We start from the raw sequence: 26,999 nt of genomic DNA on the forward strand, positions 1-26,999 counted from the left end.
ATTATTTATGCCGTTTTCTTTCAAAAAGTTGTTGCCACACATTATTGTGTTGGTAAGTTTTATTGTTTGTGCTTTATTATATTTTAATCCTGTTTTGCAAGGAAAAACTATTTTCCAAAGTGATATTGTTCATTACCAAGGTATGGCAAAACAGCAAAAAGATTTTAAAGCTGAAACTGGAGAAGAAACCTATTGGACAAATAGTGCATTTGGCGGTATGCCAACCTATCAATTAGGCGCAAAATACCCAAATAATTATATCAAAAAAATAGATTTATCATTACGCTTCTTGCCAAGACCAGCAGATTATTTATTTCTTTACTTTTTAGGGTTTTATATTTTGCTTTTAGTGCTAAAAGTAGACTGGAAATTGGCTGGATTAGGCGCGTTAGCGTTTGGTTTTTCAACTTATCTTATCATAATACTTGGCGTTGGTCATAATAGTAAAGCACATGCTATTGCTTATATGCCTTTAGTGTTAAGCGGTATTATCCTCACCTTCAGAAAAAAATATATCGCTGGTTTTTTACTAACAGCTGTTGCAATGGGATTAGAGCTTGTTGCAAATCACTATCAAATGACGTATTATTTACTATTGCTAGTTATAGTTTTAGGTATAGTGTATTTAATAGACGCTTATAAAAAACAAGAATTACCACATTATTTTAAGTCTCTTGGTATTTTAGTTGTTGCTGTAATTTTGTCTGTAGGCCTTAATGCTACAAATATTTTAGCTACAAAAGAATATGTTAATGAAAGTACACGTGGAAAATCTGAGTTAACCATTAATCCAGACGGTACAAATCGAGAAAACACAAACGGTTTAAGTAAGGAGTACATCACAGAATATAGTTACGGTATAATTGAAAGTTTTAATCTATTTATTCCAAGATTTTATGGTGGCGGAAGCGGTGAAGATGTTGGCGAAAACTCTGCAATGTATAAATTTTTTACAGATAGAGGCGTATCACCAGCAGAAGCTAAAGAATACGCAAAAAATACACCAACATATTGGGGCGATCAAACCATAGTAGAAGCGCCAGCATACATTGGTGCGGTTGTGATTTTTCTATTTGTATTAGGATTGTTTTTAGTAGAAGGTCGAATAAAATGGTGGCTTGTTGGAGGCACAGTTTTATCACTTCTTTTATCCTACGGAAAGAACCTAGAATTTCTAACCGATTTCTTTATAAACTTTGTACCGTTATACAATAAATTTAGAGCAGTAAGTTCAATACAAGTTATTTTAGAATTGTGTATTCCTATTTTGTCAATAATTGCAATAAAAAAATTATTTGATAATACTTCTGATGAAGAAAAGCTAAACGCACTAAAGAAAACAACAATGATAACTGCAGGATTTGCAGTTTTAATTCTGTTAGGAAAACTATTTGGAGTATTTGATTTTGTTGGTGGTAATGACGGGTATTATCGTCAAAATTACGGTCAAGAATTTGTAGATGCGTTGCGTGAAGATCGTGCTAGTTTCTTAACTATGGATACGTTTAGAACGTTGATTTTCGTATTGCTTTCCGCAGGAATTATCTATTTATTCTTAAAGAAGAAATTTACCGAAACTAAAGTCATTCTTGCGTTTGCTGTTCTTATTGTAATAGATCTTGTAAGTGTAGATAGACGTTATGTTAACAATGACGATTTTGTTTCTAAAATTAAAATGGAACGTCCATATCAAGCTAATAAAGCCGATTTACAAATCCTAAAAGACGATTCTAATTATAGAGTGTATGATTTAACTTCAGGTGGCGCAAAAGCAAGTTATTTCCACAATGCTTTAGGCGGTTATCATGCTGCAAAACCTAAACGTTATCAAGATTTATACGAATTTTACCTATCAAAAAATAACATCAATGTTCTTAATATGCTTAATGCTAAGTATATTATTGGACAAGGTGAAAACGGAGAGCCTTTCCCATATCTAAACAATGACGCTAACGGAAATGCTTGGTTTGTAAAACAACTTAAAAACGTTAAAAATGCAGATCAAGAAATAAAAATATTAGATAGTTTAGATAATAAAAATGTAGCTGTTTTTAGTATAACAGATCTTAAAGCAAAAACTTTCAAAGTAGATTCTACAGCATCTATAAAAGTTGAAACTTATAAACCTAACTATATCAAATACAGTTCAAATAATTCAAATGATGGTTTTGTAGTATTTTCAGAAATGTATTATGCCAATGGTTGGAATGCTTATATTGACGGAAACGAAAAGCCTCATTATAAAGTGAATTACGCTTTAAGAGGTTTACAAATACCAAAAGGCAATCATACTATTGAGTTTAAATTTGAACCAAAAGTAGTTAAAACTGGTAGTCAGATTGCTTTAACAAGTTCGGTAATATTATTTCTTTTAATAATAGGAGGATTATTTTATCAGTTTAAAACAAGTAAACCAGAATAATATGCCTAAACGTGTTCTTATAGTTACTTACTATTGGCCACCAGCTGGAGGACCAGGTGTACAACGTTGGTTAAAATTTGTAAAATACTTACCAGAACACGATATAGAACCAATAGTTTATTGTCCTTCTAATGCTAATTACCCTATAATTGATAAGACTTTAAAGGATGAAATTCCTGAAAATGCAATCATTTTAAAACAACCCATAAAAGAGCCATATAAATTAGCTAATTTGTTTTCTAAACAAACCAAAACAATTAGTAAAGGGATTATAAAAGAAAAAAACAAGCAAAGCATACCAGAACGTTTGTTGTTATTTATTAGAGGTAACTTTTTTATTCCAGACGCCAGAAAACAATGGGTAAAACCATCTACTAATTTTTTAACAACTTATATTCAAGATTTTAATATAGATACAGTAATTACAACTGGTCCGCCACATAGTTTGCATTTAATTGGTTTAAAAATTAAACAAAAATTAGATGTTAATTGGATTGCAGATTTTAGAGATCCTTGGACAAGTATAGGTTACCATAAGCAGCTTAAATTAACCAATTATGCAAAAAAGCAACACAAGCAATTGGAAAGCAAAGTGCTTAATCAAGCAGATCAGATTGTGGTAACAAGTCCAAGTACAAAAACTGAATTTGAAACTATTACAGATAAGCCAATTAGCTTGATAACAAACGGTTACGATAAAGAAAAAGTAATAGTTAACGATTTAGATGAAAAATTTACCATATCTCACATAGGTTCTTTATTATCTAAAAGAAATCCTGAGATTTTATGGCAAGCACTTTCTGAATTTGTTAAGGAAGATGAAAATTTCGCAAAACATTTTCAGTTAAATTTAGTAGGTGAAGTAGGAGAGAACGTGTTAAACTCTTTAAAACATCATAATCTAATTGATTATGTAAATAAAGTTGGGTATGTTTCACATAGTGAGGCTGTTAAATTTCAAAAAAAATCACAAATATTGTTGCTTATTGAAATAAATTCTGAAGATACTAAAGCTATTATTCCTGGTAAATTATTTGAATATATGGTGTCTAATAGACCAATATTAGCAGTTGGACCTAAAGGAGCGGATATTGAAACAATTATTAAGCAAACAAATACAGGACAGTTTTTTGATTACTCAGAATTTTCAGCTTTAAAAACAGCTATAAAACAACTTTTTGAAGATTATCAAAATAATTCTTTAAAGGTTAATGCTATTGGATTACAACGTTTTTCGCGACAAGCGTTAACAAAACAATTAGTAGATTTGATTAATAATCTATAAATTTCAACCACAAAATTTAATTTGTAAACTTAATGGGTATAGTCGTTAATCAATCCATAAAAAACACGGTAATTACTTACCTTGGTTTTGGTATTGGTGCTATTAATGTAGTGTTTTTATATACTAAATTTTTATCCGACGACTATTTTGGATTAATTACTTTTATACTCTCTACAGCCAATATTTTAATGCCTTTAATGGCTTTTGGTACACATAATACGATAATTAAATTCTTTTCGTCATTTAAGACTAGACAATCACAAAATGGGTTTTTAACCTTAATGTTATTTTTGCCTTTAATTGTCATTATTCCGTTAGGTTTTATAGGTGTTTTAGCATATGATACCATTGGAAATTGGCTTGCAAAAGAAAACCCAATAATCAAAGATTACAGTTGGTTAATTTACGTTTGCGCTATTGCTTTTGCTTACTTTGAGGTGTTTTATGCATGGAGTAAAGTACATTTACATAGTGTGTTTGGTAATTTTATGAAAGAGGTTTTTCATAGACTTTGTATTTCTATTTTGTTGTTAGCACTTCATTTTAGATATTTAAATGTACAGCAGCTTATTTATGGTATAGTTATCGTTTATATTGTAAGAATGGTCGTGATGAAACTTTATGCATTCAATTTAAAACTACCAGTATTTAAATTTGTTAAAATTCCTAAATTATCAAGTGTTTTAAAATACTCTTCATTAATAATTATTGCAGGCTCTATCGCAAATATCATTCTTGAAATTGATAAGTTTATGATTGGTCAGTTTGAAGCGTTAAATAATGTAGCTTATTACGGCGTAGCCATTTATATAGCTACGGTTATTGGTGTACCATCACGATCTATGCACCAGATTACAAACCCATTGACAGCACAGTTTTTAAACGAAAAAAATAAAGTTGAACTTAAAAAATTATACCAAAAAAGCTCGTTAAATTTATTTATAATTAGCGGATTTATCTTTTTAGCAATTATTGTAAATATCAATCAGCTATATACAATGATTCCTGATAATTACTCAGAAGGTTTTTTAGTAGTTCTAGTTATTGGTTTAGCTAAACTATTTGATAATCTTTTAGGAAACAATAACGCTATTCTTTTTAATAGTGATTATTATAGAATGGTATTGGTCTTTGGAGTTATGTTGGCTATTTTAACCATAATTTTAAATCTGTTTTTTATTCCCGTTTACGGTATTAATGGTGCAGCTTACGCAAGTTGTATAACCATCTTTGTGTACAATACTGTAAAGTTGTTATTTGTTTATAGTAAATTTAAAATTCAACCGTTTACCAAAGAAACATTAAACTCTGCGTTACTAATTTTAGTTTGTGCTTTTGGTTTATTCTTTTGGGAATTTCCTTTTCATTCAATAATTAACATAGGTTTAAAATCAATACTTCTTGTATTAATTTATGGATTAAGCGTTTATAAGCTTAATTTATCTTCAGAAATTACAGAAATTTTAAATTCATTTTTAAAGAAATAAAAAAGCCCTATAACTTAGGTTTTATAAACCATTGTTATAGGACTTATAGTAAGTGTTATAAATATTTTATCCTCTTCTTCCAGATCTAGAAGACGATCTTGATGTACTTCTTGATTTAGAACTTGATCTGCTTGAAGAAGCTTTTGATCTTGAGTTAGATCTATTTGTAGTTGCTTTAGTAGATGTTTTTGGTCTACTTGTGTTAGCTCTAGTTTGTGTTCTAGTTCTAGGCTTAGAAGTAACAGTGTTATTTCTAACTGCTCTTGGTTTGGAAATATTACTATTACTGCGTGTTCTAGGTTTTGTAATATTTTTTGAATTACCTCTAGTTTTTGGAGCGCTAATAGAGTTATTTCCTCGTGTTCTAGGTTGCGTAGCAGAACTATTTCCTCTAGTTCTTGGTCTAGAAGCTACTGCGTTTCCTCTTGTTCTAGGAGAAGAAGTAGTTGCATTACTACGTGTTCTAGGCACATTATTTCTTGTAATATTTCTTACAGCTCTACCATTACCACGAGTAGCTAAACTTCTGTTTCTTGATATTGTATTACCACGTCTTGTTGCTACAGCAGTTGTACGTCTGTAATTGTTTACAAAAGGTCTTGTATATGCATATCTAATAGGTCTATAATATCTTCTGTATGGTGTGGTATAAACAACTCTGTATAATGGTGCAGGTACTACATAATATGAATGCCAAGGTCTATATACATAAACTCTATTATAAATATTTATAAATCCTGTACAGTGAGAAAAGCGGTTGTAACGGTTATAATGAACATAAAGTCCGCCAACTCTAGTAACAAAACCACGATTATTATAGTTAATCCTAACGTTACCAATTTGATTTACACGTCCATAATAATCATAGAATATTGGTGTGTTTTCAACTTGTATAATAGCACCATACTCATCATATTGAACATATGGGTTGTAATCATAACCAGTATTGAAACTAATAGAAGCATTTGGAGTGTTTACTGAAACATTTACGTTAGGACCATAATTTGGTATATAAAAATCAAATTGCCCATCTGCAAAAACTGAAAACTCAATTCCAGCTTCTGTAAAAATGAAAGAATTGCCATAACCTCGGTTATAAGATTCGTTTATAGTTAAACTTTCAGCGTTTTTTGTTGTGTCTGCATTAACAGCAAAAATACTTAAAGTAAATGCTGATAATAAAAGGAATAATTTCTTCATAACTAATTGTTTTATGATTGAACATTTAAATATTTACAAGCATCATGCCAAAAACCAAAACAGCCATAATTGTTATTAGGTTGTAAAATGAAAAAACCTCGTAAATAAAGACTTACGAGGTTTTTTTGTTTTGATTGAAATTATTTTTTCAATTTAGGTTTTTCGGTTTTTACACCATTTCTATAGTAGTAAAAATCGTCATTATTATAATTGTAATCATAATTATTATCTATTGGTGATCCGTATGGATTTCCGTAGTTATTATCTAACACAAAAGACGTATTGTATCTATTTACATGACCAATTGTTCTAATTAACCTTCCGTGTCTGTTATAAATCAAACGCATTCCGCCAATACGACTTACCAAGCCTTGTCTATTATAACTTACATAAACAGACCCTAATCGTTTAACCTGTCCTTGTCTATTATAATTTAAAAACACATAGCCAACACGTCTTACTTTACCAGATCTATCATGTAAAACAATGGTTCCGTTGTTTGTTGGTCCATAGTAGGTATTGTAAGTGCCTGGTGCTCCATAAGTACGATTTATACTGCTACGTCTTGTGTTTACATTTACATTGCTACGTCTGTAATAATTATCACCTTGTGTATAATCTAATTGAGTATTAAAATCAAAGCTTCCATCAGGAAAGATTAAAAATTCTACACCACGTTCTACAAACATAATAGGTTGTACAAAACGGTTTGGGTTAACAACTAAATCTTCACCTTGCGATGCAGACTTATTTTCTGCTGTTACAGTGGTTAATCCCATTAACACACCTGTAATTAATAGTACTAGTTTTTTCATAGTATTAAGGATTTAGATTTTGCCTACTATTTAGCGTTTCGGCAATCGCTATTTGATAAATTAGTTTCAATAGCTGTGCCAAACTTGAAACACGTTGGTTTTACTGGTGTTTTGATACGATATTAGATTTCTACTATTTCAATTTTAAAAAAGAAATTAGGCATCTTTTAAAGTTTATTTTTACATTTACCTAAACAATCAACCAACATGTCACTTCAATATAAAGTTTGCGAAAACTGTGAAACAGAATTTAAAGATAGCTTTAAGTTTTGTCCTTGTTGTGGTATGAAAAATAGAGAAGAGTTAACAGTTAGAAGTCTTTTTTATAATACTATTAATAACTATTTACTATGGGATTCTAAATTTTTAAAGAGCTTTTTGCCTTTAATGACAAAACCTGGGTTTTTACCAAAAAAGTTTCTACAAGGTAAACGTTTAACATATTTACATCCTGCACAGTTTTATTTATTTGTTTCGGTAGTTTTTTTCTTCATCTTCTCATTTTATATTAGAGAAACTAGAACAAAATTAGATAAAGCTATACAGGAAGAATTAGCAGTAAAAAAGGAAAAAGAATACCGTGAAGCTTTTGAAAGAGTAGCAGATTCTATAAAGTTAGATTCTTTAGTAAATGAAAAAATAGACGCTAAAGATCGAAAAGCTAATGGTAGTGTTTTTGGAACTTCTTTTACTTATGATGAAAAAGAAATAGATTCTTTAATTGATGCAGGAGCAGACAAAAAAATTATCCTAAAAAAGATGGGAATGCCTGAAGATGCAGGTTATTTAAAACGAAAGTTTTTTGAGCAAATGTTTAAATTTCAGAAAGAAAAAGGTGTCGGGTCTATTTATCAAACCATTACAGATAGTTTTCCTATAGCTATGTTTTTTTTACTACCAATTTTTGCGTTCCTTTTAAAGGTTTTCTATTTTAATAAAGGAAGATATGCTTACCACTTGGTATTTAGCTTTTATTTTTTCTCTTTTATATTTGCGGTAATGGCTATAGATTTAGGCATAAACTGGTTTTATGATATGCCCGATTGGTTAGACTTTTTATTGGTTTTATCTACCTATTTCTACTTTTTTATAGCAGTCAAAAAGTTTTACGATCAAGGTTGGTTTTTAAGTTTTATAAAAAGCGGAGCTATAACTACAATTTTTATGGGCATGATTATTCCTTTTGCTTCAATATTAATTGCAGTGTTAGCCTTTATGATTTATTAAATCTTATCTTTTAAGTATTTAGCGGTTGCGCTTTCTTTAACTTTTGTAACTTCTTCAGGTGTACCAAATGCTACTAATTGTCCTCCATTTTCGCCACCTTCAGGACCAAGATCTACAATGTGATCTGCACATTTAATCAAATCTAAATTATGCTCGACAACAATAATAGAGTGTCCTTTTTCAATTAAAGCATAAAACGATTTTAGTAATTTTTGAATGTCATGAAAATGCAAACCTGTTGTAGGCTCATCAAAAATAAATAAGGCTTTGTCTTTAGTATTTCCTTTACCTAAAAATGTAGCTAGTTTTATACGCTGTGCCTCGCCACCAGAAAGGGTAGAACTACTTTGACCTAGTGTTACATAACCTAAACCAACATCTTGTAAGGGCTGAAGCTTGTTTTTTATTTTATTTTGTTTGTGCTTGTCGAAGAAAGAAATAGCGTCGTCAATAGTCATATTTAATATATCATCAATGCTTTTATCTTCAAAAGTAACTTCTAAAACTTCCTTTTTAAAACGTTTACCATTACAGGTTTCACAGACTAAATGTACATCTGCCATAAATTGCATTTCTATTGTAACTTCGCCTTCACCTTTACAGGTTTCGCAACGTCCACCATCAACATTAAAACTAAAATGTTTAGCAGCAAAATTTCTTATTTTACTTAGTTTTTGTTTAGCAAACAAAGCTCTAATATCGTCATAAGCTTTTATGTAAGTTACCGGATTAGAACGTGATGAACGACCAATTGGGTTTTGGTCAATAAACTCAATATGCTTGATGTTACTAAAATTTCCTTTTAATTCTGAAAATTGACCAGCTTTATCACTAAATCCAGTTAGTTTTTTTTGAATGGCAGGAAATAGAATTTTTTTAACTAATGTACTTTTTCCGCTTCCTGAAACACCTGTAATAACGGTTAACATTTCTAAAGGAAAAGTAACATCAATATTTTTTAAATTATTTTCTCTAGCACCAACAATTTCTATGCTATACTTACTTGTACGACGTTTTTTAGGGACTTCAATTTTTAAAGTTTCGTTTAAATATTGAGCAGTTAGTGACTTTGATTTTAAGATGTCTTTAAACGTTCCTGTTGCAACAACTTCACCACCAAAAGTACCAGCTTCGGGACCAATATCTATAATGGTATCGGCTTGTTTCATTATATCTTCATCATGCTCTACAACAATTACTGTATTACCCAAATCGCGTAAAGATTTTAATACAGATATTAGTTTTTCTGAATCCTTTGGATGTAAGCCAATACTAGGTTCGTCTAATATATACATAGAACCAACTAAGCTACTTCCTAGTGATGTTGCTAAATTAATACGCTGACTTTCTCCTCCTGAAAGTGTGTTAGATCGTCTGTTTAAGGTTAAATAATCTAAACCAACGTTGCTTAAAAAGTTTAAACGGTTTTTTATTTCAATAAGTAAACGTTCGGCAATTTTAGTGTCATAATCATTCAATTCTAATTGGTTGAAAAAATTAGACAATTTACTTAATGGCATTTCGACTAAATCTGTAATTGTAGCATTACCCACTTTTACATAACTAGCTTCTTTACGAAGACGTTTACCACCACAAACGTTACATTTTGTTTTTCCGCGATAGCGAGATAACATTACACGATTTTGAATTTTATAAGCTTTGCTTTCTAGTTCTTCAAAAAAGCTATTTAAACCTTCAAAATACTGATTACCTTCCCAAATTAAATTTTTATGTTCTTGACTTAATTGAAAATAGGGTTTGTGTATAGGAAAATCGAATTTATGCGAATTGTTTACCAATTGATCACGGTACCAACTCATACTTTCTCCTCGCCAAGGGAAAATAGCCTCTTCATAAACAGAAAGCGCAGTATTTGGGATCACTAAATCCTCATCAATACCAATAACATCACCATAACCTTCACATTTTGGACATGCACCGTAAGGGTTATTAAAGCTGAATAGATGCACATTTGGCTCTAAAAACTGCATGTCATCCAATTCAAATTTGTTACTAAAATGTCTTATTGAGTTATCTTTTAAAGTTTCAATATAGCAATTGCCTTTACCTTCAAAAAAAGCAGTTTGTATGGCATCTGCTAATCGGTTATAAAAATCTTCGTCATCTTTGGTTACAATTCTATCTACAACTAAAAATATATCTTCTGTAGATGTTAAATCTTTTACTTGATCAATTCTTACAACTTCATCTTTTACTTTAATTCTAGAATATCCTTGAGCATTTAAGGCGCTTAGTTTATCCTGAAGTGCTCTACCTTCTTCTAAATAAATAGGAGCTAGAAGTAAAAGTTTTTCTTTTAAATCAATAGTTTTTATAAATTCTAAAACATCTGTAACAGTGTCTTTTTTTACCTCGTTACCAGAAATAGGAGAGTAGGTACGACCAATACGCGCAAAAAGTAGTTTTAAATAGTCATAAATCTCGGTTGTCGTTCCGACAGTAGAGCGTGGATTAGTAGAGTTTACTTTCTGTTCTATAGCAATTGCAGGCGCAATACCTTTAATATAGTCTACTTTAGGTTTGTTAAGTCTACCTAAAAATTGTCGTGCATAACTACTAAGACTTTCTACATAACGACGTTGTCCTTCTGCATACAACGTATCAAATGCTAAACTAGATTTACCAGAACCTGATAGACCTGTTATAACAACTAATTTACGTCTAGGTATAACAACATCTATATTCTTAAGGTTATGTAATTTAGCACCTTTAATTATGATGTTCTCTTTAGGGTTTACTTCAGAAAGCGTAGTCTTCATAGTCAATTTTCGTATAGATTTGCAAAGATAACACAACAAATTCAGCTTAAAAAATAGATTATTGTGCATTAAAATGTTAAAACTTGAAATTATGTTTGCATTTTTGGAATAATTGTTGTTACATTTGAAACATATCAATTAACCCACAAACACTTTTGCCTATAGCAAAACATTACTTTTTTAATTTATAAACCCCAAGCCCGAAACACGTTTTCTGTGCAAAAAAAGTAATGATTATGCAAAAAGAATTAATCTCTGATGCTCAATTAGTGAGTAATTATATAAGAGGCGAAGAATCTGCTCTAGAAGTTTTAATTACAAGACATAAACAAAGAATTTACAGTTTTATATACTCTAAAGTTTTTGATAGAGATATATCTGAAGATATTTTTCAGGATACCTTTATCAAAGTAATAAGAACTTTAAAAAGAGGTAAATATAACGAAGAAGGTAAGTTTTTACCATGGGTAATGCGTATTGCCCATAATTTGGTTATAGATCATTTTAGAAAAAACAGTCGTATGCCTAAGTTTGACAATTCAGGAGATTTTAATATTTTTTCTGTAATAAGTGATAATGCTTTAAATGCAGAAAAAACAATTATTAAAGGTCAAGTAGAAGCAGATGTAAGACGTTTGATTGACGAGTTACCAGAAGACCAAAAAGAAGTATTGGTAATGCGTATGTATAAAGATATGAGTTTTAAAGAAATATCAGAACGCACAGGAGTAAGTATAAATACTGCTTTAGGACGTATGAGATATGCATTAATTAATATGAGAAAAGTAATAGAAAAGCACAATATTGTTTTAACAAATTAGGATAAACAATAAAGTTAAATCGTATCCGTTATAATGTAGTAACAAACTAAAAACCTACATTAAATGGCAAAACTTTACTCTAAAAAACCTAAATCAGATTTTAAATTGAATCCAAAAGATGAAACTATAAGTTTTATCCTTAATTACTCTAAGGCTTTAAGTGTTATAAATTATAAAAGCATGAAGTTTGAATCACTTCAAAATTAAAAGAAAAACGTCCTAAAACATTAGGACGTTTTTTTATGATATTCTTTTAAAACAGTAGCTCTTCCAATAGTTTTTGTAATAATATCTTTATCTAAATCCCAACCACGAGCAGGAGAATATTCTCTTCCATACCAAATGATTTGTAGATGTAAATCGTTCCATAGTTCTTTAGGAAATAAGCGTTTAGCGTCTTTTTCGGTTTGAGCTACGCTTTTTCCATTAGATAAATTCCAGCGATACATCAAACGATGGATATGTGTGTCTACAGGAAAAGCAGGTACACCAAATGCTTGACTCATTACAACACTAGCTGTTTTGTGTCCAACAGCAGGTAACTCTTCTAAAGCTTCAAAAGATTGCGGGACTTCACCGTTATGTTTTTCTATTAAAATTTTTGAAAGACCGTAAATGCCTTTACTTTTCATTGGTGATAAACCACAAGGTTTTATTATCTCTTTAATTTCTTCTACAGATAATTTAATCATATCATAAGGGTTATCTGCTTCTGCAAATAATAAAGGCGTTATTTGGTTAACTCTAACATCTGTGCATTGAGCAGATAATAAAACAGCAACTAAAAGTGTGTATGGATCTTTATGATCTAAAGGAATAGGAATTTCAGGATATAACTTATTTAACGTATTTATAACAAAATGTACCTTTTCTTGCTTAGTCATTAATTTGTATTTTTGAATAAATCAAAATTACAACTATGAATACATTAAAACAAGGTGATAAAGTACCAAATTTTACAGTTAATGATCAAGATGGTAATGCTGTATCTTTATCTGACTATAAAGGAAAAAAATTAATTGTTTTTTTCTACCCAAAAGCAAGTACGCCAGGATGTACTGCAGAAGCATGTAACTTAAGAGATAATTATACGATTTTACAAGATAAAGGGTTTGAGTTAATAGGTGTTAGTGCAGATTCTGAAAAAAGACAAAGCAATTTTAAGAACAAATATGAGTTTCCTTTTCCTTTATTAGCTGATGAAGAAAAAGAAGTAATTAATGCATTTGGTGTTTGGGGATTAAAAAAGTTTATGGGTAGAGAATATGACGGTATACACCGTAAAACTTTTTTAGTTGATGAAGAAGGAGTAGTAGCGCATGTTATTGATAAAGTAAAAACTAAAGATCATGCAGCTCAAATTTTAGAATTAGTTTAATTGAATTTAATCTTTAAAAATAAAAAAGGCACTAATTTATATTTAGCGCCTTTTTTATTTATTGTAAACTGTATTATTTATTCTGAATTTCTTCGGTTTCGCAACCAAACAAGCTTTGTTCTGCAATTAATTTAGAGACACCTTCAGGTAACATAGGTTGCCAACCATCTTCACCTTGGGCAATCATTTTTAAAACTTTTCTTGAAAATACACTTAATGTTGATGGATCATAGTCTGCAATATCAACAACTTTACCATTGTATTTAAAGAATTTATAAAGTTCTTTCATACGAGGATGTACTTTTAAGTTATCACTTGTGGTAATGGTTCCATCTTCATTTTCCATAGGGTAAAGATATACACGTAAATCTTTAAAGAATAACTTACCAAAAGCTTCTAAAATACCACCACTTAAATGACGATAATACTTCTCGTCAAAGATATCTACAAGATTATTTACACCCATTGCTAATCCCATACGGTTTTTAGTGTATTGAGAGAAATATTCTACTAATTTATAGTACTCTTGGAAGTTAGATATTAATACGGTTTGTCCTAAAGAACATAGTAAACGTGCTCTATCCATAAAGTCTTGCTCGTCTATTTCTCCTTCTGCTCTTAGGTTTGATAAAGTGATTTCAAAAATTACTTGTGTTCTTTCTTCGTCAACTTTATTTTCTTTAATAAACATATCTAAAGACTTCTGGTACATGTCCATATTTACCTTTGTTACAGGTCTAAAACTACCACGAAGTGCTAAAATGTTTTTCTTATATAAAACTCTTGCAGGAAGTACGTTATTACCGTCTGGAGCAAACATTACAGCGTCAGTCATTCCATTTTTAACTAGCTGTAAACTCATTAAACGGTTATCTACGTTTTTAAATACAGGACCAGAAAAGTTAATTGTATCAATTTCTAATTGATCTTTATCTAAATGGTCGTATAAATATCTTAATAATTTTTTAGGTTCGTTGTATTTATAGAATGCACCGTAAATTAAGTTAGTACCTAATATACCAAGAGTTTCTTGTTGTAATCTTGCGTCATTTTCTTTAAAACGAATATGTAGAATAATTTCGTTTACTTCTTTATCTTCAGGATCGATTTGGTATTTAATTCCAACCCAACCATGTCCTTTATATTTTTTTGCAAAATCTATTGTAGCAACAGTATTAGCAAAACTAAAAAACATTCTATGTGGGTTACTTTCTCTGCCTATACGCTCTTCAATTAATCTATATTCATGATGAAGCATTTTGCGTAACCTAGCTTCGGTAACGTAGCGTCTATCATCTTCAATACCATAAATAGCATCGCTAAAACTTTTATCATAAGCAGACATTGCTTTTGCGATAGTACCAGATGCGCCACCAGCTCTAAAAAAATGTCTTACAGTTTCTTGTCCAGCACCAATCTCGGCAAAAGTACCGTAAATGTTTTCGTTTAAGTTAATACGAAGCGCTTTATCTTTTAAGGATGGAATATTTTCAAATTCTTTATCTCCTTTTAGCGTAATTTCCATAAAAAAATCCCTATAAATTTAGTGTTACAAAGGTACCAAATAACTATAGTAAACAAAAAAATTAACTTATTTTTGTTTTCAAATTTTATAGATTTTGAAAATTACTTTTTTAGGTACTGGTACATCTCAAGGAATTCCTATTATAGGAAGTACGCATCCAGTGTGTTTAAGTAAAAATCCTAAAGATAAACGTTTGCGTGTTTCAATTTTGGTAGAATGGGATGATTATACTTATGTTATAGACTGTGGACCGGATTTTAGACAACAAATGCTTCGAGCTAATGTAAATAAAATTGACGGAATCATTTTTACGCACGAACATGCAGACCATACCGCTGGTTTGGATGATATTAGACCCTTCTTTTTTAGACAAGGCGATATACCTATTTACGCACATAAAAGAGTAGTAGAACAACTTAAGCAACGTTTTGCTTATATATTTGCTACAGAAAATAAATATCCAGGCGTACCAAACCTACAGGTGAATGAAATTGAAAACAAACCTTTTAAATTGAATAATTTAGAAGTGCTTCCTGTAGAGGTTTTTCATCATAAATTGCAAGTATTTGGATTTAGATTTAACAACTTTGCTTATTTAACAGATGTTAAAACCATACCTGATGAAGAAATGGAAAAGCTAAAAAACTTAGATGTTTTAGTAATTAATGCCTTAAGAGAAGAGACTCATATTTCGCATTTAAATTTAGAAGAAGCATTACAAATTATAAATACACTACAACCTAAAAAGGCTTATTTGACGCACATAAGCCATTTATTAGGTTTTCATGAAGAAGTCCAACAAAAGCTACCTAAAAATGTGTTTTTAGCTTACGATGAGCTTCAAATTAAACTTTAAAATCAAATATTATAATGAAGAATAAAATTTTTATGTACTTGTTTATCTTTACGTTACTTGTTGTTTTGTTTCAGTACGTAAACACTAAAAACTATGTAAAAGCTAATGATAGTCAGTTTAAAAGCTTAAAAGAAAAAAATATAAGAATGAAAGATTCTTTAGCGCTTTTAAACAATCAGCTAAATGATTTTATCATGTTTGATTTTAGGTATAACCAAGAAGCTAAGGATTATTTTTATGATAGAGGTATTGATACTGATAAGCTTACAATACTTATAGAAAATGAATTATACGATTTAACAGACGCACCTGGAGAAGAACATCCGCTAATTCCTTATGCAGCTTCAGGTGGCAAAAAAATGCAATTTAATTCTATAAAAATACTAAACCATAAATGGGTTATAGCAGATTTTTCTGATGGTGTTTTTTGGGGAGAATTACTAATTAAATATGAAATTACTCCTGATAATCAGTTAAACTTTAAAGTTTTAGATCACTTATTATATCCTACAAATTAGAGTTTGCTTTTAGCCATTCTCTAAACTCATAAAAATTTTGTGGTGCAACACCATGACCAACAGGAAACTCGCTATACTTATAGTTAACTCCTAATTGCTCCATAAACGGTTTGGTTTGTCTAGCCCAATCTACAGGTATAACTTGGTCAACACTACCGTGTGAACAATAAAAATTAAGATTTTTATATGTTTCTGGATCTTTTAATTCAAATAAATCAGGATTTACATAACCGCTTAAAGCAATAACATTTTTAACTTTTTCAGGATATGTAAATGCTACAGCATAACTTAAAATAGCACCTTGACTAAAGCCTAAAAGCGTTACATTATTGTTATCTGCACTGTATTTAGCTAAAATTTCATCTATAAAATTAGCAATCAAATCTCTAGATTGTTTGGCTTGCTCGTTATCACTCCATTTTCCTTTTTCAGCATCAAAATTTATGGCATACCATGCATTACCAAAAGGCTGCATTGGGTAAGGTGCTTTAGCAGAAATTATTAAAAACTCTTCAGGTAATTCTGATGCAAAACTAAATAAGTCGTTTTCATCACTTCCATAACCATGAAAGAGTAGAAGTAATGGTGCGTTTTCTTTTAAAGAAGAAGGTCTTGATATATATTCTAAGCTTAAATCTGTCATGTTTCTATTTTCCTAATGATGAAAAAATTTTTTGAAAAAAAGGTCCTACTAAAGGTACAGCTTGCATTTTACCGCTAATAGCATTTATAATTCCGTAGAAAAATAATAAACCCATTCCTACCCAAAAAGCGACAGAGATTTGCATGTTATCAAATTGACTAATAAAATATCCAATAATCATATACATTAAACAAAGTCCTAAACCTTGACGGTTATGAAATGCTGTAAACTCGTTTTTCTTTTCATTATTCATTATGATAGCAATAACACTACCAATAATGGTTAAGTAGCTTACTACTGCTAATGTTTTTCCTTCTTCTGCTGTATTTTGATTCATTATAAAACTATTTTTTTGTTGGCATAAATACCATAAACTTTTCCTTTTAATTCTTGTCCTATAAAAGCACTATTTTTTGATTTTGATAGAATGTTTGACTTACCAAATACGTATTTTTCATTTGGATTAAATAGCGTGATGTTTGCAACTTCTCCTTCTTCAATTTTAGAAGTTATAGTACCAAAACGTTCTTTTCCTTTAGTTAATAGTTGAATAGATTTTTTTGTAGAAAATATCTGGTTTAAAGCACCAAAAGCACTTTCTAATCCAATAGTACCGTAGTTGGCGTGGTCAAATTCTACTTTCTTTTCTTCTATGGTTTGCGGGTTATGATCACTGGTTACCATATCTATTGTACCGTCTTTTACGCCTTCAATTAAAGCATCTATATCGTCTTGAGTACGTAATGGTGGATTGACTTTGTAACGTGTATCAAATTCGTTTAAAACATCGTCAGTCAAAAACAAATTATGTATAGCAACACTACAAGTAACGTCTAATTTTTTTTGTTTGGCTTCTCTAATTAGCTTTACACTTTCCTTAGTTGAAATGGTAGGAATATGAAGTTTACCACCAGCATATTCTAATATGTATAAATCTCGAGCCACTTGTAAAGATTCGGCTAAATTTGGACTTCCTTTTAGACCTAACATAGTGCTAGAAACATGCTCGTTAACAATACCTTTACCAGCAATTTTTTGTTCTAAAGGAAAACTACATACCAAGCCATCAAAATTACTAGCATATTGTAAAGCAATCTTTAATAGATTAGGGTTAGTAATTGGTTTTTTATAATCGCCAAATGCTACTGCACCAGCGTTTTTCATGTCAAAAAGTTCTGCTAAGTCAATGCTTTCGCTATTTTTTGTTAATGCGCCAATAGGTAACAAATCAACGGGTTGTGATTGTGCTTTTGATAAGACAAAAGTAACGTCAGAGCTAGTGTCGATAATCGGATTAGTATTTGCTTGCAATGCAATGCTTGTAAACCCAGACTTTGCAGCTGTTTTTAAACCGTTTTCTATAGTTTCTCTATCTTCAAAACCAGGTTCGCCAAAGCAAACGCTAGAGTCAAACCATCCTTGAGAGATGTGTAAATTTTCTAACTCAATTTCTTTATAACTGCTAGTGTTTTTAATAGATTTAGCAATTTGTGAAATCTTTCCTTTTTCAATTAAAACATCAACAATTTGATTATGAAACTTGCTTGATGTATCAATTACTGTTGCCGATTTGATTAAGACGTTCATTTAAAATATTTTAAGATGAGCATTTCTATGATTAAAAACACTAAAGCCAAAATTACAAACCATTTCCATAACTCATCAACTTTAGTGTCATTTTTTATTGTGTTAAAAGCTTCTTTAACAGAGTTTGAAACAGTGATGCCTTCTATATTTTCAAGGTTTTGATAGGTTAAATCACTTTCGTTTCTGTTATAATTAAAGCTTACGTATTCTAAAATTTCATTTTTATTCTTTACTTCATAAACACCAGCGTTTTCTGGCAAATCGTTAGTTTTTATAACCACTTTATTGTTGTAGTATTGCTGTTCTGGTATTATAGATTCGTCACTATTAACAAGAGTTAACACAGTGTCTGGTTGTAAATTTACAGACACATCAAATTGATTATTTTGACCAATTGTATAATAAAGTTGGGCAGCATTTAAGCTTTGTTTTGCAATGTTGTAAAATGTAGGTACAATTAGATTTATATTTTTAAAGTTTGAATTGTCCTCATTAATCGCAGCGCTAAAAACAAACACATTATTACGTTGAGATAAAAATGGTTTGTTATCTTCAAATTGAAGGATAGCAGTACTTTGAGATGCATTTTGAGGAAAATACAGATTGACTTTTGGATACTGAAAGTTATCTATACGTTTTTCAAAAACACCATTAGCGTAAATTGGATGTGCATAATTTATGGATGTAATGCGCTTTTCTTGCTCTAAAATTGAATTAAAACCACTAAAGTTAAATTGTTGTAAAAACGTGTTGTAGTCTGATAGATTTCCTTTAATGTTAGGTATAAAAGCAACGACGCCACCTTTGTCTGTAAAGACTTTAAGAGCAGTAATTAAAGTATTTGGTAGGTTTTCAATTTCGTTTAATATTACTAGGTTTTGTGTATCAAAAAGGGCATAATCTAATGTGTTTGGTGTTTTTTTTGTAAAATTAAACTCGTCTTCAGTAAAAATTCCATTTAAATAGTTGGCGTCATCGTTAGACACAGCTAAAACATTAATTTTTGAAGGCGTATTTATACTAAAATATAAGGTGTTATCAAATTGAAGCTGCGCCTCATCAATAGTAATTTTACCTTTTGTAGTTTGATTGTTAGGTATTGTAAAAATAGCTTTGTTTTCGTCTTTAATTTCAACTGAAACTTTTGAGACTAATTGATCATTATTATATAAAGAAACAGGTAAATTAATAGTAGTAGTTTGATTACTTTTTAATAAAGCAGTCAACTCATAATTAGTTGCGTTTTGTTTAGAAATATACAAACTATCAATAAACGCATTTGTTTTACTTACAGGGTTTAACTGAATAGAACTTAAAGTAATACTTGAATCTTTTTCAATACTAAATTCTTGTGTTTTTTGCTGAAAATCTGACACAAAAATCAAGTTTTTAGTGCTATTTGCTTTATTAGAAAATAGCTTTTTAGCTTTCAATAAAGCAGCGTCATAACTTAATTGATTTGAAGAATATTCAAGTTGAAGTAATTCGTTTTTAATTGCCTTTATAGTTGTGTTTCTATAACTATCAGTATTGGTAATTAGTGAGAATTTTTCATTCTCATCAATAGAAGTAATGATATCTTGTATTGCACGTTTTAAAAGTGGACCATTATTACCTTTAGCTTGCATACTAAACGAGTTGTCTAGGTATATAACGGTTTCCTTTTCTGTGTTAAAACTATTAGTTTTTGAAAAATAAGGCTGAGCAAAAGCAATGATAATAGCGGTTAAAAGTAGTAGCCTAGTTAATAAGACTAGCCACTTTTTAATTAGTTGACTTTTACGTGTTTGTAATTGTACCTTTTTTAAAATAGCAACGTTTGTAAAGTATTCTTTTTGAAACTTTCTTAGTTGAAATAAGTGAACAATAACGGGAATTAGCAGTAAGAAAAGCGCGTAAAGAAGTTCTGGGTTTTTAAACTGCATGTGTTATTAAAAGTTTGTCAAAGATAATAATTGAACAATTAAAAACAGCAATAAGAAATTAACATTTTAACAAAATCTTAATCTTTACGATTGTAACAAATTTTACTTTTGAGCGTCTTGTTACCAAGACCATTAACAAATAATATTTAAATATGAAAAAACTCCTATTATCAACACTTGCTTCAGGACTTTTACTAGTAGGTTGCGGTGGATCTAAAACCACTACAAGTCTTTTAGCAACACAAACACCTATTGAAACTTCAATAGACTTATCTAAAGTTACAAACGACAAAGTACCAGTAACCATTAACCCTGGTCGTTTTACTACAGAAACAGTAACTTATAGACTGCCAAGAGTTGTACAAGGAACATACTCGGTAAGCGATTTTGGTAAATATATTGATAGTTTTAAAGCTTTTAATTATAAAGGAGAAGAGTTATCTACAAGTAAGGTAGACACAAATACCTGGACAATTACTAATGCTAAAGACTTAGATTATATTACCTATTATGTAAATGATACTTTTGATCAAGAAGTTGAAGGAGGAATAGGAGGCGAGCAACCTTTTTCGCCAGCAGGAACAAACATAGAGCCAACAAATTATGTAATGAATTTACATGGATTTATAGGATATTTTGACAGTTTAAAAAACAGTCAATATAAATTAGATGTAACTGCGCCAGCAAACTTTAAACGTACATCTGCTTTGCAGGAAACTTCAAATAAAACAAGCGAGGACGGAAGCTTAATCACATCAAGCTACTTTGCACCAAGATATTTTGACATTACAGATAACCCAATGTTTTATGGTGAATTAGATGTAGAAGAATTTCAAGTAGGAGACATTAAAATTGTATTAAGTGTTTACTCTCCTAACAAAGTACATTCAGCTACAGAAATTAAAGGTGTTGTTGAAAAAATGATGCAAGCTCAAAAAACATATTTAGGCGATATAAACAGCACACCTCGTTACGATATCTATTTATACTTATCTGATGGATCAGAAGGTTCTCCTAAAGGATTTGGAGCTTTAGAGCATCATACGTCTACAGTAGTTGTTTTACAAGAAGATATGCCATTTGATGCTTTAGCAGAAAGTATGATAGATGTCGTATCTCATGAGTTTTTTCACATCGTAACACCATTAAGTGTACATTCAGAAGATGTACATTATTTTGATTACAACCAGCCAACATTTTCTAAGCATTTATGGATGTATGAAGGCGTAACAGAGTATTTTGCAACGTTATTTCAAGTAGATCAAGGTTTAGTGGATAACCAAGAATTTTACGGTGATATTTTACAAAAAATACAAACCGCTAAAAACATGAATGACTCAATGAGTTTTACCGAAATGAGTGAAAATGTTTTAGACGAGCCTTACGCACCACAATATTATAATGTTTATATGAAAGGTGCTTTAATCGGTATGTGTATTGATATCATTATGCGTGAAGAAAGTAATGGACAGCGTGGTATTTTATCTTTAATGAAAGAATTATCTAACAAATACGGAAAAAACAAACCATTTGAAGACGATAAATTAATAGACGAAATCACTGCAATGACTTACCCAAGCGTTGGAGAGTTTTTAAATACACATGTAGTTGGAGGAACACCAATAGACTATAATGTATATTTTGAAAAAGTAGGCTTAATGATGAGTGAAGGAAAAGTAAAAACTAACTACATCCAGAATGGTGGCGAGTTAATTTTTGCTCCTAATCAAGAAACTATGAAACTTCCATTTTCTGAAGCTGTAAAAAACAACAGTTTTTGGGCAGATAATGGTGTACAACCTGGAGATGTAATGAAAACCGTAAATGGTGAAGCCTTTTCTTTTATGACTGCGCAAAAAATCTTAACAGATATGTATATGTGGAAACCAGGACAAGAAGTAGAAGTTGTTATTGATAGAAATGGTAAAGAATATACTGTAAAAACAAAACTAACACAGTCTTATACTACAGGAAAAAATATTACCGAAAACCCTGAAGCAACACAAAAACAAAAAGAAATTAGACAAGCTTGGTTAAAAGGCTAATTTTATAGTAAATAATTTATAAATACTTAAAAGGCTTGGTTTTGTACCAAGCTTTTTATTTTGGTATAATAAGTGAATAATAAGTTAAATGTAAAATCAAACAGTAAAAAATTATTATATTTATTAATATTAAAATCTAAATAAGATGAAACAAATATTCCTTTTTATATTTGCTCTGTTTATAACAACAGGAGCAGTTATGGCTCAAGATAAAATGCAGGTAGAAGACGCCAATTATGTTATTTTACTAAATGAAAAAGTTTTTCATTATAAAAAAACAGGTGTAGAGTTACTCAAATCTGATTTAAAATTAAATAATGGAACAGTTGTTAAAACAGATGGAAGCTATATTACAAAAGAAGGAGACAAAATGATGCTTAAAGATGGGCAGTGTTTAGGGATGAGTGGTAAATTATACAAGGATCAAGCTACATTATCCAAAAAGCTTAAAAAAGAAATGAAATAAATAAAACATTATAATATTGTGAAAAAGCCTGATAATAATATCAGGCTTTTTTTATTTTTCTACAGAAAAACTAAAAGTCGTTCCTTCATTAACTTTTGATGTTAGACTAACTTCACCACCTAATTTTTCAACTAAAGTTTTTACAGTATACAATCCAATTCCTGTACCCTTATTTCCATACTTATCTGAATCATGCGCTGTATTAAACAGGTCAAATAAAGATTCTTTTTTACTATCAGGAATACCATTACCATTATCTGAAACAGAAAAGTGATGGTGCGTTTCATTTTCCTTATAATCTAAAACAACTAATGGATTATTGTTTGTGTTATATTTAACTGCATTATCTACCAAATTAAGAATAATTTGAGTTATAGCAGATTTATTGATGTCTCCTAAGTTGGAATTATTTTTTAACTTAAACTGAGTATCTTTTAAGCTAAGCATCTGTTTTACATCATTAAAAATATTAGACAAATCTATTGTTTGTTTCTTATCTTGTAGTAACGCTTCAGATTTATAATGTTTTAAAATTCCGTCTATGTATGCTCTTAACGTATCTGCAGACTCTTCAATAAAGTCTAAATATTCTAAATTTATTTCAGGATTAGACGCTTTTAATTCATCTTTAAATAATTGAGATAATGATGTAATGTTAGCTAAAGGCGATTTTAAATCATGAGACACTTTTCCTGCAAAAGTTTTTAAGGATTGATGCCTTTCATCTAACAAATAATATGCGTTGGTTAGTTGATTGTTTTTTAATCTTAACTCAAATAGATTAACAACTTGTTTAGCTAAAATAATCATAGCTTCTTGTTGTTGTTTTGTCAGTTTTTTGGGTTTTACATCATAAACGCATAATGTTCCTAAAGGAAAACCTTCTGGATTGATTAATGGTACACCTGCATAAAATTTAACGTTGTGATCCTTTATTAAAGGATTGTCGTAAAAACGTTGATCTTTAGTAGCATCTTCAACAATAAAAATGGAATTGTTTTCTAAAATAGCATGACCACAAAAAGATATATTTCTTGGAGACTCATTAAAAGGTATGCCATAATGAGATTTTAAAAAATTTCTGTCAGCATCTAAAAGAGTGATTAATGAGATTGGTACATCGCAAATATTAGCTACAAGGTTAGTTATATTATCAAAATCTTCTTCTGGTAATGTGTCTAGTAGTTTATATTCTTTTACTGCTTTTAAACGCTGTTTTTCGTTTTTTGGTAATTTGGGTGCAATCATTATTTGTGTAGGTAAGCTTGGTTTGTGATAAGCTTACGTAAATATAAGAGTCTAGGTTTTGAATTATGTTAAAACTTTTCGAAAACTCCTAAACCAAATAAAGCAAAGTCGTATTTAACAGGATCTATAGGATCTAATAGTCTTAAATTTTTATCTAATTCTTGTAAAGCCTTAGCATCATTTTGTTTTCTGCTTAAAAGCCCAAGTTTTCTAGCTACATTGCCAGAGTGCACGTCTAAAGGACAAGACAATTCTGAAGTTTTAATACTTTTCCAAATTCCAAAATCTACACCAGTATTATTAGGCCTTACCATCCAACGTAAAAACATGTTAATACGTTTTGCTGCACTATTTTTTAAGGGATCACTAATATGTTTTTGAGTTCTTGGTAGGTGATTAATCTCAAAAAAAATCTGTTTAAATTGAGAAATAGAATGCTGTAAATTTTCATTATTACCTTTACTGAAAACAGCTTCTAAACCATTGTGATTATTATAAATATTTTGAAGTGCTTTTATAAAAGTAATACAGTCTACACTATTAAAAGTGCGATGTACAAAGTTGTCAAAGCGTTGTAAGTCTTCTTCTTTATGGTTTAAAATGAAATCGTGTGGTGAATGATCTAATAAATCCATTAATTTATTAGCGTTATTGATTATACTTTTACGATTTCCCCAAGCAATTGTAGCGGTTAAAAAACCTGCTATTTCAATATCTTCTTTTTTAGAAAATTTATGCGGAATTTGAATTGGATCACTAACAATAAACTTAGGATTATTATAAAGAATAACTTTTTCGTCTAAAAACTCTTTGAGATTATCTATAGTCTTCAATTTTTATTTTTTGATAGAAAATTTAAAAGTACTACCAACACCAACTTTAGAATTTACTGTTATATTTCCACCTAAATTAGTAACTAATTTTTTTACTGTAGATAAGCCAATACCATGACCTTTTTGACCAAATCTATCGGTCTCTTCAATGATAGAAAATAACTTAAATATTTTTTTCTGCTTTTTTTTAGGTATACCAATACCGTTATCTTTTACTGTTATAAAGTTAAGATCTTCCTGGGTTGTGTCTAACTCTACATCTATTATAGTTTCTTCTTTATCGTTGTATTTAAGACTGTTGGTAATTAAATTAAGTAAAATAAGCTCTAAAGCAGCTCTGTTACTTGTTATATCAAAGTCTTTTTCAGGTAAATTAATGGTGCAGTCTACTTTGATATTTATAATATCTATAACTTCTTCTAGTAAATGATTAAAAGAAAAAGTATCTACAGAAGTTGAAGATGTATTACTATTTTCGTAATAGTTTAATAGGTTATTTATATAGCTACTTAAAGATAAAGATGAAGATTTAATGTTTTGTAAATAATTAATACCAGTATCATCTATATGCTTTTTATATTTAGATTTTAATATGTCTGTAGTTAAAATCATGTTAGCTAAAGGCATCTTCATGTCATGTGCTACTTGAGATGCAAATCCTTTTAGCATTTTATTTTTTTTAGTTAGTTTTTTCTTAGTTTGTTTAAGATTAAGATTACTTTTATTAAGCTCTATTAATTTTACAACTTGTTGTGCTAGTAGTTTTAGTGCTTCTTTTTGATCTTTATTTATTGCATTAGGTTTATGATCTATCACACATAAAGTACCAAGTTTATGGTTGTCTTTATCTGTTAGACATACACCTGCATAAAAAGCTATAGATTTATCTCCGTTTTTAGTATAAGGATGGTTTACAAAACGCAAATCTTTTTTTGTGTTTTCTACTATGTAAACATCATCATCACTAGCTATTGCATAACTACAAAAGGATAATTCTTTTTCAGAGCTGCTAATTTGCATGCCTTTTGCAGATTTAAACCAAACTTCGTCCTTATCTACTATAGAAATTAATGAGACAGGCATATTGGTTATTTTTGTAGCCAGTGCAGTTATATTGTTAAAACTAATGTCTTTTTGACATCTGTTTAGCTTATAACTTTTTACAGCTAAAAGCCTTTCTTTATCATTTTTAGGAATCGTGTTTAGCTGCATTATTTTGAGAGTCAGAAATTTTGTTTAACTAAATTAGTAAAAATATAAACACGGATAACAAAAAAGTTAAACAATTTTTCCATCAACCATTGTAAGTTTTCTATCTGCTAGATTGGCTAACTCTTCGTTGTGTGTTACAATCACAAAGGTTTGTCCAAATTCATCACGAAGTTTAAAGAATAGATTATGAAGGTTTTCTGCACTTTCGCTATCTAAATTACCAGAAGGTTCGTCTGCAAAGATTAGTTCTGGGTTGTTAACTAGTGCTCTTGCTACTGCAACACGTTGTTGTTCTCCTCCAGAAAGCTCGTTAGGTTTATGGTTGTATCTGTGTGACAAACCTAAAAAGTCTAATAATTCTTTAGCGCGTTTATTGGCTTCTGTTTTATTAGTTCCTTTTATAAATGCAGGAATACATACGTTTTCTAAAGCTGTAAACTCTGGTAATAATTGATGAAACTGAAAAATAAAACCTATGTGCTTGTTTCTAAATTCTGCTAATTGTTTTTCGTTTAAATCAGTAATATTTTTATCATTAATAATTAGCTCTGTTTCTGAGCTTTTATCAATAAAATCTAAAGTGCCTAATATTTGAAGTAAGGTGGTTTTTCCTGCTCCAGAAGCACCAACTATAGAGACAATTTCACCTTTTTTAATAGTAACGTCTACACCTTTTAATACATGTAAATCGTCATAATATTTATGAATGTTTTTTGCTTTAATCAT

The 26,999-nt window shown here is 30.0% G+C and carries 24 protein-coding genes; 11 read left to right on the forward strand and 13 right to left on the reverse strand.

The genetic code is table 11. From position 1 onward, the window contains the following. Positions 1-7 precede the first annotated feature (7 nt). From ACEQT4_RS04880 to ACEQT4_RS04890, 3 genes are read left to right on the forward strand one after another with little or no spacing between them, the layout of a single operon-like run. Entirely contained in the window at positions 8-2,422 is a 2,415-nt protein-coding gene (locus tag ACEQT4_RS04880; RefSeq protein ID WP_370226334.1) for a YfhO family protein, read from the forward strand. 1 nt (position 2,423) lies between these two features. Further along, positions 2,424-3,707, forward strand: a complete 1,284-nt coding sequence (locus tag ACEQT4_RS04885) for a glycosyltransferase family 4 protein (protein WP_370226336.1) — start codon at positions 2,424-2,426, stop codon at positions 3,705-3,707. 32 nt (positions 3,708-3,739) lie between these two features. Beyond that, complete coding sequence (locus ACEQT4_RS04890) at positions 3,740-5,194, forward strand: lipopolysaccharide biosynthesis protein (RefSeq protein WP_370226337.1); 1,455 nt, start codon at positions 3,740-3,742, stop codon at positions 5,192-5,194. A 66-nt stretch (positions 5,195-5,260) separates the two neighbouring features. Here the strand turns inward: ACEQT4_RS04890 and ACEQT4_RS04895 are convergent, their stop codons facing one another. Both ACEQT4_RS04895 and ACEQT4_RS04900 read right to left on the reverse strand, forming a co-directional pair. Continuing rightward, positions 5,261-6,394, reverse strand: coding sequence for a hypothetical protein (locus ACEQT4_RS04895; RefSeq protein WP_370226338.1), 1,134 nt, complete (start codon positions 6,392-6,394; stop codon positions 5,261-5,263). Between the two features lie 140 nt (positions 6,395-6,534). Next, on the reverse strand, positions 6,535-7,209 hold the full coding sequence (locus ACEQT4_RS04900; RefSeq protein ID WP_370226339.1) for a hypothetical protein: 675 nt from the start codon (positions 7,207-7,209) through the stop codon (positions 6,535-6,537). A 207-nt stretch (positions 7,210-7,416) separates the two neighbouring features. Between ACEQT4_RS04900 and ACEQT4_RS04905 the strand changes: the two genes are divergently transcribed. Further along, positions 7,417-8,436 carry a DUF3667 domain-containing protein gene (locus ACEQT4_RS04905; RefSeq protein ID WP_370226341.1) on the forward strand — a complete coding sequence of 340 codons (1,020 nt, stop codon included), beginning with the start codon at positions 7,417-7,419 and terminating at the stop codon, positions 8,434-8,436. On the opposite strand, the gene uvrA is transcribed toward ACEQT4_RS04905, so the two are convergent. Continuing rightward, the gene (uvrA, locus tag ACEQT4_RS04910; RefSeq protein WP_370226342.1) at positions 8,433-11,216 is read right to left on the reverse strand and encodes an excinuclease ABC subunit UvrA; all 2,784 of its coding nucleotides are present in this window, start codon (positions 11,214-11,216) and stop codon (positions 8,433-8,435) included. The genes ACEQT4_RS04905 and uvrA overlap by 4 nt on opposite strands. 236 nt (positions 11,217-11,452) lie before the next feature. On the opposite strand from uvrA, the gene ACEQT4_RS04915 reads away from it, so the two are divergent. Together ACEQT4_RS04915 and ACEQT4_RS04920 are read left to right on the forward strand one after the other, a co-directional pair. Next, positions 11,453-12,037 (forward strand): RNA polymerase sigma factor, encoded by a 585-nt coding sequence (locus ACEQT4_RS04915; RefSeq protein ID WP_027878920.1) that lies wholly within the window; start codon positions 11,453-11,455, stop codon positions 12,035-12,037. Positions 12,038-12,100: 63 nt separating this feature from the next. After that, entirely contained in the window at positions 12,101-12,244 is a 144-nt protein-coding gene (locus tag ACEQT4_RS04920) for a hypothetical protein (protein WP_181256112.1), read from the forward strand. Positions 12,245-12,264: 20 nt separating this feature from the next. On the opposite strand, the gene nth is transcribed toward ACEQT4_RS04920, so the two are convergent. Then, a complete protein-coding gene (gene nth / locus ACEQT4_RS04925) occupies positions 12,265-12,921 on the reverse strand; it encodes an endonuclease III (RefSeq protein ID WP_370226343.1) in 657 nt (218 codons plus the stop codon). Positions 12,922-12,956: 35 nt separating this feature from the next. Here nth and bcp point away from each other — a divergent pair, with 35 nt between their 5' ends. Next, positions 12,957-13,415, forward strand: a complete 459-nt coding sequence (gene bcp, locus ACEQT4_RS04930; protein WP_370226344.1) for a thioredoxin-dependent thiol peroxidase — start codon at positions 12,957-12,959, stop codon at positions 13,413-13,415. Between the two features lie 73 nt (positions 13,416-13,488). Here bcp and ACEQT4_RS04935 read toward each other — a convergent pair whose 3' ends face one another. Further along, entirely contained in the window at positions 13,489-14,940 is a 1,452-nt protein-coding gene (locus tag ACEQT4_RS04935) for a TonB-dependent receptor (RefSeq protein ID WP_223076806.1), read from the reverse strand. 94 nt (positions 14,941-15,034) lie between these two features. On the opposite strand from ACEQT4_RS04935, the gene ACEQT4_RS04940 reads away from it, so the two are divergent. Beyond that, on the forward strand, positions 15,035-15,796 hold the full coding sequence (locus ACEQT4_RS04940; protein ID WP_370226345.1) for an MBL fold metallo-hydrolase: 762 nt from the start codon (positions 15,035-15,037) through the stop codon (positions 15,794-15,796). Between the two features lie 14 nt (positions 15,797-15,810). Further along, complete coding sequence (locus ACEQT4_RS04945) at positions 15,811-16,314, forward strand: hydrolase (RefSeq protein WP_244906269.1); 504 nt, start codon at positions 15,811-15,813, stop codon at positions 16,312-16,314. Here the strand turns inward: ACEQT4_RS04945 and ACEQT4_RS04950 are convergent. Genes ACEQT4_RS04950 through ACEQT4_RS04965 form a run of 4 tightly spaced genes read right to left on the reverse strand, consistent with a single transcriptional unit; the run spans position 16,304 to position 20,469 of the window. After that, positions 16,304-16,957 (reverse strand): alpha/beta hydrolase, encoded by a 654-nt coding sequence (locus ACEQT4_RS04950; RefSeq protein WP_370226347.1) that lies wholly within the window; start codon positions 16,955-16,957, stop codon positions 16,304-16,306. The two genes, ACEQT4_RS04945 and ACEQT4_RS04950, sit on opposite strands and share 11 nt — an antisense overlap. 4 nt (positions 16,958-16,961) lie before the next feature. Further along, positions 16,962-17,294 (reverse strand): hypothetical protein, encoded by a 333-nt coding sequence (locus ACEQT4_RS04955; RefSeq protein ID WP_336128994.1) that lies wholly within the window; start codon positions 17,292-17,294, stop codon positions 16,962-16,964. After that, complete coding sequence (locus ACEQT4_RS04960; RefSeq protein ID WP_370226348.1) at positions 17,294-18,544, reverse strand: dihydroorotase family protein; 1,251 nt, start codon at positions 18,542-18,544, stop codon at positions 17,294-17,296. The genes ACEQT4_RS04955 and ACEQT4_RS04960 overlap by 1 nt, the downstream gene beginning before the upstream one ends. After that, positions 18,541-20,469, reverse strand: coding sequence for a BatA and WFA domain-containing protein (locus ACEQT4_RS04965; protein ID WP_370226349.1), 1,929 nt, complete (start codon positions 20,467-20,469; stop codon positions 18,541-18,543). Before ACEQT4_RS04965 ends, ACEQT4_RS04960 begins: the two co-directional genes overlap by 4 nt. Before the next feature lie 152 nt (positions 20,470-20,621). Here ACEQT4_RS04965 and ACEQT4_RS04970 point away from each other — a divergent pair, with 152 nt between their 5' ends. Next, the gene (locus ACEQT4_RS04970) at positions 20,622-22,514 is read left to right on the forward strand and encodes a peptidase M61 (RefSeq protein ID WP_106677886.1); all 1,893 of its coding nucleotides are present in this window, start codon (positions 20,622-20,624) and stop codon (positions 22,512-22,514) included. A gap of 145 nt (positions 22,515-22,659) precedes the next feature. After that, positions 22,660-22,980: a DUF6799 domain-containing protein gene (locus ACEQT4_RS04975; protein ID WP_370226350.1), complete on the forward strand. Its 321-nt coding sequence runs from the start codon at positions 22,660-22,662 to the stop codon at positions 22,978-22,980. A 51-nt stretch (positions 22,981-23,031) separates the two neighbouring features. On the opposite strand, the gene ACEQT4_RS04980 is transcribed toward ACEQT4_RS04975, so the two are convergent. From ACEQT4_RS04980 to ACEQT4_RS04995, 4 genes are all read right to left on the reverse strand, one after another. Then, entirely contained in the window at positions 23,032-24,228 is a 1,197-nt protein-coding gene (locus tag ACEQT4_RS04980; protein ID WP_370226352.1) for an ATP-binding protein, read from the reverse strand. Positions 24,229-24,296: 68 nt separating this feature from the next. Next, positions 24,297-25,061: a TIGR02757 family protein gene (locus ACEQT4_RS04985; protein ID WP_370226353.1), complete on the reverse strand. Its 765-nt coding sequence runs from the start codon at positions 25,059-25,061 to the stop codon at positions 24,297-24,299. A gap of 3 nt (positions 25,062-25,064) precedes the next feature. Continuing rightward, positions 25,065-26,273, reverse strand: coding sequence for an ATP-binding protein (locus ACEQT4_RS04990; RefSeq protein WP_370226354.1), 1,209 nt, complete (start codon positions 26,271-26,273; stop codon positions 25,065-25,067). 66 nt (positions 26,274-26,339) lie between these two features. Continuing rightward, a complete protein-coding gene (locus tag ACEQT4_RS04995; protein ID WP_370226355.1) occupies positions 26,340-26,999 on the reverse strand; it encodes an ABC transporter ATP-binding protein in 660 nt (219 codons plus the stop codon).

It is taken from the genome of Mesoflavibacter sp. (assembly GCF_964226795.1).
Lineage (GTDB): Bacteria > Bacteroidota > Bacteroidia > Flavobacteriales > Flavobacteriaceae > Mesoflavibacter > Mesoflavibacter zeaxanthinifaciens.